At 70.0% G+C, this 6,564-nt stretch carries 5 protein-coding genes; all 5 read left to right on the top strand.

Translation table 11 applies throughout. From position 1 onward, the window contains the following. Positions 1 to 2,332, top strand: a 2,332-nt coding sequence (locus E1218_RS34410; protein WP_132327226.1) for a LamG-like jellyroll fold domain-containing protein, incomplete at its 5' end; no start/stop codon positions are given. Positions 2,333 to 2,401: 69 nt separating this feature from the next. Further along, a complete protein-coding gene (locus E1218_RS34415; RefSeq protein WP_132327227.1) occupies positions 2,402 to 3,466 on the top strand; it encodes an ABC transporter substrate-binding protein in 1,065 nt (354 codons plus the stop codon). Next, positions 3,466 to 4,992: a sugar ABC transporter ATP-binding protein gene (locus E1218_RS34420; protein WP_132327228.1), complete on the top strand. Its 1,527-nt coding sequence runs from the start codon at positions 3,466 to 3,468 to the stop codon at positions 4,990 to 4,992. Before E1218_RS34415 ends, E1218_RS34420 begins: the two co-directional genes overlap by 1 nt. Beyond that, positions 4,985 to 5,941: an ABC transporter permease gene (locus E1218_RS34425; protein WP_132327229.1), complete on the top strand. Its 957-nt coding sequence runs from the start codon at positions 4,985 to 4,987 to the stop codon at positions 5,939 to 5,941. The genes E1218_RS34420 and E1218_RS34425 overlap by 8 nt, the downstream gene beginning before the upstream one ends. Next, positions 5,938 to 6,564 (top strand): ABC transporter permease (locus E1218_RS34430; RefSeq protein ID WP_233712664.1); only part of this gene is annotated, 627 nt, incomplete at its 3' end. The genes E1218_RS34425 and E1218_RS34430, both read left to right, overlap by 4 nt.

Raw genomic sequence — 6,564 nt, forward strand, 5'->3', positions numbered from 1 at the left:
CGCCCTGCCCGACTACCCGCGCCCGCAGCTGGTCCGCAACCGTTGGCAGAACCTCAACGGTGTCTGGGAGTTCGCGGGGGCCACCGCCGGCGAGGCACCGCCCATCGGCCGGTCGCTCGCCGAACGCGTCCTCGTTCCGTACCCGATCGAGTCGGCGCTGTCCGGCATCCAGCGCCGCGAGGACCACATGTGGTACCGGCGGACCTTCACCGTCCCGCCGAGCTGGGAGACGTCCGGCCAGCGGCTCCGGCTGAACTTCGGCGCCGTCGACTACGACGCCACCGTCTGGGTCAACGGAGCCAAGGTCGGCACCCACCGCGGCGGGTACGACGCCTTCAGCTTCGACATCACCGACGCGCTCCGGTCCGGGAAGACCCAGGAGATCGTGGTCGGGGTGACCGACCGGACGGACGCCACCTGGCAGCCGGTCGGCAAGCAACGCAACGTGCCGGACCGCGGGATCTTCTACACCTCGTCGTCCGGCATCTGGCAGACCGTCTGGCTCGAACCCGTGCAGGCGCGGCACATCGAACGCCTGAAGCTCACGCCCGACGTCGACACCGGCACGCTGGCCGTCACCGCCGTCGCGCCTGCAGGGCTGGTCGTGGAAGCGACGGCGTACGCCGGTAGTCGTCCGGTCGGCCGGGTCACCGGCCCGTCCGGAGCCGCGCTGCGGCTGCCCGTGCCGAACGCGAAGCTGTGGTCACCGGACTCGCCGTACCTGTACGACCTCAAGGTCCGGCTGCTCGACGGACGCCGGCCGGTCGACAGCGTCTCCTCGTACTTCGGAATGCGGGAGGTCGGCAAGACGAAAGGGGCCGACGGCAAGCTCTACCTGACGCTGAACGGGAAGATCCTGTTCAACCTGTCGACCCTCGACCAGGGCTACTGGCCGGACGGCATCTCGACCGCGCCGACGGACGAGGCGCTGCGGTTCGACATCGCCGAGCACAAGCGGCTGGGTTTCAACACGATCCGCAAGCACATCAAGGTGGAGCCCGACCGCTGGTACTACTGGGCCGACCGGCTCGGACTGATGGTCTGGCAGGACATGCCGTCGATGCGGACCGGCGGCATCCCGCCGGTGGACGCCCAGCAGGAGTTCGAGCGCCAGTTGCACGAAATGGTCGCCGAGCACGACAGTTGGACCTCGATCACGGTCTGGGTGCCGTTCAACGAAGGCTGGGGCGAGTGGGACCGCACGGCCACCGGCCGGATCGCCGACGAAGTGAAGGCACAGGACCCGAGCCGGCTCGTGAACGCCCACAGCGGCGTGAACTGCTGCGCCTCCAAGGGCGACTCCGGTCGCGGCGACATGATCGACTTCCACCAGTACGTCGGTCCGGCGTCACCGGTGCCGACGGCCGACCGGGTCGCGGTCGACGGTGAGCACGGCGGTTTCGGGCTCGAGGTCGAGGACCACATGTGGTTCGGCGAGGGGCACGCGTACGAGATGACGCCGGACAAGACCACGCTCACCCGGCGGTACGTCGAGAACCAGACCGACCTGCTCACGGTCGCCAACCGGTGTGCGCTCTCCGGCGCGGTCTACACCCAGGTCACCGACGTCGAGCACGAGGTGAACGGCTTCTACACCTATGACCGTGCGGTCGAGAAGATGGACTTCGCCCAGGTCCGGGAGATCAACCAGCGCATCATCAGGTCCGTCGACGGCACCGGTGCGGACGCGCCACCACTGCCGCCGGGCACGCCGGGACTCACCGGCGTCGGCTACTGGCCGCTCGACGAGGGCAGCGGTACGACGACCACCGACGAGGCCGGCGACCACGACGGCACGCTGGTGAACGGTCCGACCTGGACCACGGGGCGGACCGGCGCGGCCTTGCAGTTCGACGGATCCGATCAGTACGTCGACACCGGCGCCGCCGTACTGGACACCACCGGCAACTACACCGCGGCCGCCTGGGTGAAGCTGGACAGCCTCGGTGGATTCGCCACCGCGGTCAGCCAGGACGGCGACCGGACCAGCGCGTTCTTCCTGCAGTACTCCGGGGCCGACAACCGGTTCGCGTTCAGCTTCGCCGGCGTCCGGGCGCTCGCCCCGACGGCACCGGAGACCGGCCGCTGGTACCACCTGGTCGGCGTACGGGACGCGGCCGCCGGAACGTTGACGCTGTACGTCGACGGTCAGCGAGCCGGTACGGCGACGTCCTGCCTCGGTGATCGCTCCAGCGGGAACACCCTGATCGGCCGGGCGAAGTTCGACGGCAACCCGGTCGACTTCTGGCGCGGCGCGGTCGACCAGGTGCACGTGTACGACCGGGCCCTGTCCGCGACCGAGGTCGCCGCTCTGCACGCCTCCGGGCAGTAGCCGTCGCGCGGGCCTCGGCCGCCCCCGGGGCCCGCGCTCTCTCGGAACCAGTGAAAGGCATCGATTCGCATGACCAGTTTCCGTACGTTGGCTGTCCTCAGCCTGGCCGCCGTCCTCGCCGCCGCCGGGTGCGCGAAGGGTGAGAGCACCGCCTCCGGGCCGGAGCCGGCCGCCGGTGACGGCCGGCAGGTCGCGTCCACGCCGTCGGCCGCCGGCCCGGCGTGCACGCTGGAGAAGTTCGGTGGGCAGCCGTTCGACCTGACCAAGGACATGGTCGGCTTCTCCCAGTCGGAGAAGGAGGCCAACCCGTTCCGGATCGCCGAGACCAAGTCGATCAAGGACGAGGCGCGCAAGCTCGGCGTCGGCAACCTGCGGGTGACGAACGCGCAGTCGCAGTTCTCCAAGCAGATCTCCGACGTCCAGCAGCTCATCGCGCAGGGCGCGAAGCTGCTGGTGATCGCGCCGCTCAACTCCGACGGCTGGGAGCCGGTGCTCGCGCAGGCGAAGCAGAAGAAGATCCCGATCGTCACCATCGACCGCAAGATCAACGCCGAGCCGTGCACCGACTTCCTCACCTTCATCGGTTCGGACTTCTACGAGCAGGGCAGACGGGCCGCCGACCAGATGATCGCGGCGCTCGGCGGCAAGGGCGAGGTGGCCATCCTGCTCGGTGCGCCTGGCAACAACGTGACCACGGACCGGACCAAGGGGTTCAAGGACCGGGTCGCGGAGAAGGCGCCGGGAATCAGGATCACCTTCGAGCAGACCGGCGAGTTCACCCGGGAGAAGGGCCAGCAGGTCACCGAGCAGCTGATCCAGTCCCGGCCGGGAACCAACGGCATCTACGCCGAGAACGACGAGATGGCGCTCGGTGCGGTGACCGCGCTCAAGGGTGCCGGGAAGTCGCCGGGTGACGTGAAGATGGTGTCGATCGACGGCACCCGGGCCGCGGTGCAGGCGATCGTCGACGGCTGGCTGCACGCGGTGGTCGAGTCGAACCCGCGGTTCGGTCCGCTGGCGTTCGAGACCGCGCGGAAGTTCGCCGGTGGCCAGGAGATCCCGGCGAACGTGGTGATCAGCGACCGCGAGTACACCAAGGAGAACGCGCAGTCGAGCCTGGGGCAAGCGTACTGATGGCGGCGGCTCCGCCCCTGCTCGAGGCCCGGGGGATCCGCAAGGCGTTCCCCGGGGTCCTCGCGCTCGACGACGTGTCCTTCCGGCTGGGACCCGGTGAGGTGCACGCGCTGGTCGGCGAGAACGGCGCCGGCAAGTCGACGTTGATCAAGGTGCTGACCGGCGTGTACCAGCCCGATCGCGGCGAGCTGCGGCTCGGGCGGAAGCAGGTCGCGTTCGCGACCCCGCTGCAGGCGCAGCGGGCCGGCATCTCCACGATCTACCAGGAGGTGAACCTGGTTCCGCAGCGCAGCGTCGCGCACAACCTGCTGCTCGGCCGGGAGCCGCGCACACGGCTCGGCGTCATCGACCTGGCCGGCCTGTACGACGCCGCGACCCGGACGCTGTCGCAGTACGGCATCCGGGTCGACGTACGCCGGCCGCTGCGGTCGCTCGGGATGGGCGCACAGCAGATGGTCGCGCTGGCCCGCGCGGTGTCGACCGAGGCCCGGGTAGTCATCATGGACGAGCCGACGTCGGCCCTCGAGCCGCGTGAGGTCGACACCCTGTTCGGCGTCATCGACCGCCTGCGCGGGCAGGGCATGGCCGTCGTCTACGTGAGTCACCGAATGGAGGAGCTCTACCGGATCTGCGACCGGGTGACGGTCCTGCGGGACGGCAGGCTCGCCCATACCGGACCGCTGGCCGAGCTGGACCGGCTGAAGCTGATCGCGGTCATGCTCGGCCGGGACGTGGCGGAGGTCCGGGAGCGCGGTACGACGACGTTCTCGGGCGATCACGAGGTGCGCGGCGGCCCGTTGGTGGAGGCCAAGGGGCTGTCCCGGCGGAACCTGCTCAACGACGTCTCGGTGACGGTCCGGCCCGGGGAGGTCGTCGGCCTCGGCGGTCTCCTCGGCGCCGGTCGCAGTGAGACGGCCAAGGCGATCGCGGGGGCGTTCCCGGTCGACGCCGGCACGGTGCTGGTCGCGGGCCGGCAGGCCGGCCGGGCGACTCCGGCGGCCCGGATCCGCGCGGGCGTGAGCCTGCTGCCCGAGGACCGCAAGGCGGAGGGGATCGTGCCGGCACTGTCGGTCCGCGACAACATCGCGCTGGCGGCGCTGCCGCGGCTGTCCTCTGCGGGCGTGGTGTCCGAGGCGAAGATCGATCGGATCGTGGACACCTTCGTCCGCCGGCTGCGGATCAAGGTGACCTCGCCGCACCAGAAGGTCTCCGAACTGTCCGGTGGCAACCAGCAGAAGGTCCTGCTCGCGCGCTGGCTCGCGACCGGTCCGAAGGTGCTGCTGCTGGACGAGCCGACCCGCGGGATCGACGTCGGCGCGAAGGCCGAGGTGCAGGCGCTGATCGAGGAACTCGCCGCCGAGGGGCTCGGCGTGCTGCTGATCTCGTCCGACCTGGAGGAACTGGTCGAAGGCGCCGACCGGGTGGTGGTCCTCCGCGACGGCGCCGTCGTCGGGGAGCTCGCCGGGGGACAGGTGACCGAGTCGGCGATCATCACCGCGATCGCTGCCGGAGGTGGCGATGACTGAACTGACGGCGGTGCCGGTGATCGACAAGGCGCGGCTGCTGTCCTGGCTGCAGCAGTACGGCGTCTATCTCGCCGTACTCGTGCTCCTGCTGTTCAACGTGCTGTTCACCCCGCACTTCCTGGAGCCGGCGAACTTCCGCACCCAGCTCATCCAGGTGGCTCCGATCGTGATCACCTCACTCGGGATGGCACTCGTCATCGGCACCGAGGGTGTGGATCTGTCGGTCGGCTCGGTGATGGCACTGTCGTCCGCGGTCGTCGTGCTCTACCTCGGGTACGGCGCCGGCCCGGCGATCGTGGTCGCACTGCTCGCCGGCGCCCTGGTCGGCACCGGTGGCGGCGCGTTGGTCGCGTACGTCGGCGTGCAGCCGATCGTGGCGACCCTCGCGCTGCTCGTCGGAATCCGCGGTGTCGCGAACGTGCTGGTCCCGCAGCTCAGGGAGTTCCGCAACCCGACGCTGATCTGGCTGGGCAGCACGTCGGTCGCCGGCCTGCCGCTGGTGGTCGCGATCGCCGCCGCGCTGACCGCGGTGGTCGCGTTCGTCGTGCGACGGACGGTCTTCGGCCGGCAACTCGTGGCCGTCGGCAGCAACCGGGCCGCGAGCGAGCTGTCCGGACTCCCGGTCAAACGGATCCTGGTGAGCGTGTACGCGGTCTCGGGCACACTCGCCGCGGTCGCGGGGATCCTGGCCACGTCCCGCCTGCAGGCGAGTGACCCGACGTCGCTCGGCCTGCTGATGGAGCTGTCCGCGATCACCGCGGTGGTGGTCGGCGGAACGCCGTTGTCCGGCGGTCAGGTCCGGGTGCTGGGCACGGTGATGGGTGCCCTGCTGATGCAGTTGCTCTCAGCAACCTTGATCAAGCACAACCTGCCGCAGTCATGGACCCAGATGGTGCAGGCGGTCATCATCCTGGCCGCCGTGTACGCAGCCCGAGGGAGGCACCCGTGAGCACCAGCGAGCAGGTGGTCGCCGAGCCGCGGAAGGCGGTCGGTCCGATCCGCCGTGAACAGCTCGGCCGGCAGTTGCAGAACCACGGCGCGCTCATCGTCCTGACGGTGACCGTGCTGGTCGGCGCGCTGACGTTCGACTCCTTCCTGACCCCGCAGAACGTGGCGAACATCGTCGTCTCGTCGTCGTTCCTCGCCATCATCGCGATCGGCATGACGCTCGTCATCATCAGTGGCGGAATCGACCTGTCGGTGGGTTCGTCGTTCGTGCTCGGCGGCGTGCTGGCGGCGTACGGCTCCCGGTACGGCGTCCTCGTCGCACTGGCGCTGCCGCTGGCGGTCTGCGGAACCATCGGGTTGCTGCAGGGCCTGGTGATCGCGCGGGCGCGGATGGCGCCGTTCATCGTGACGCTGGCCGGACTGCTCGGGATGCGCGGCCTCATGCTCGCCGTGTCCGGGGAGGGGGCGACGACATACCTGGTCGAGGACAAGGCGTTCGCCGCCCTCGGCCAGGCGTCGTGGGGTGGGCTGACGGTGCCGGTGTTCATCACGATCGGCTTGGCGCTGCTGGCCGTCGTCCTGCTGCAGCGGACCACGTTCGGGCAGTACGTGTACGCCGTCGGG

Origin of the sequence: Kribbella turkmenica (assembly GCF_004348725.1) — a bacterium.
Taxonomy (GTDB): domain Bacteria; phylum Actinomycetota; class Actinomycetes; order Propionibacteriales; family Kribbellaceae; genus Kribbella; species Kribbella turkmenica.

Coding starts and splice junctions, on each gene's coding strand:
- E1218_RS34415 (WP_132327227.1), top strand. CDS start 2,402: ATGACCAGTTTCCGTACGTTGGCTGTCCTCAGCCTGGCCGCCGTCCTC.
- E1218_RS34420 (WP_132327228.1), top strand. CDS start 3,466: ATGGCGGCGGCTCCGCCCCTGCTCGAGGCCCGGGGGATCCGCAAGGCG.
- E1218_RS34425 (WP_132327229.1), top strand. CDS start 4,985: ATGACTGAACTGACGGCGGTGCCGGTGATCGACAAGGCGCGGCTGCTG.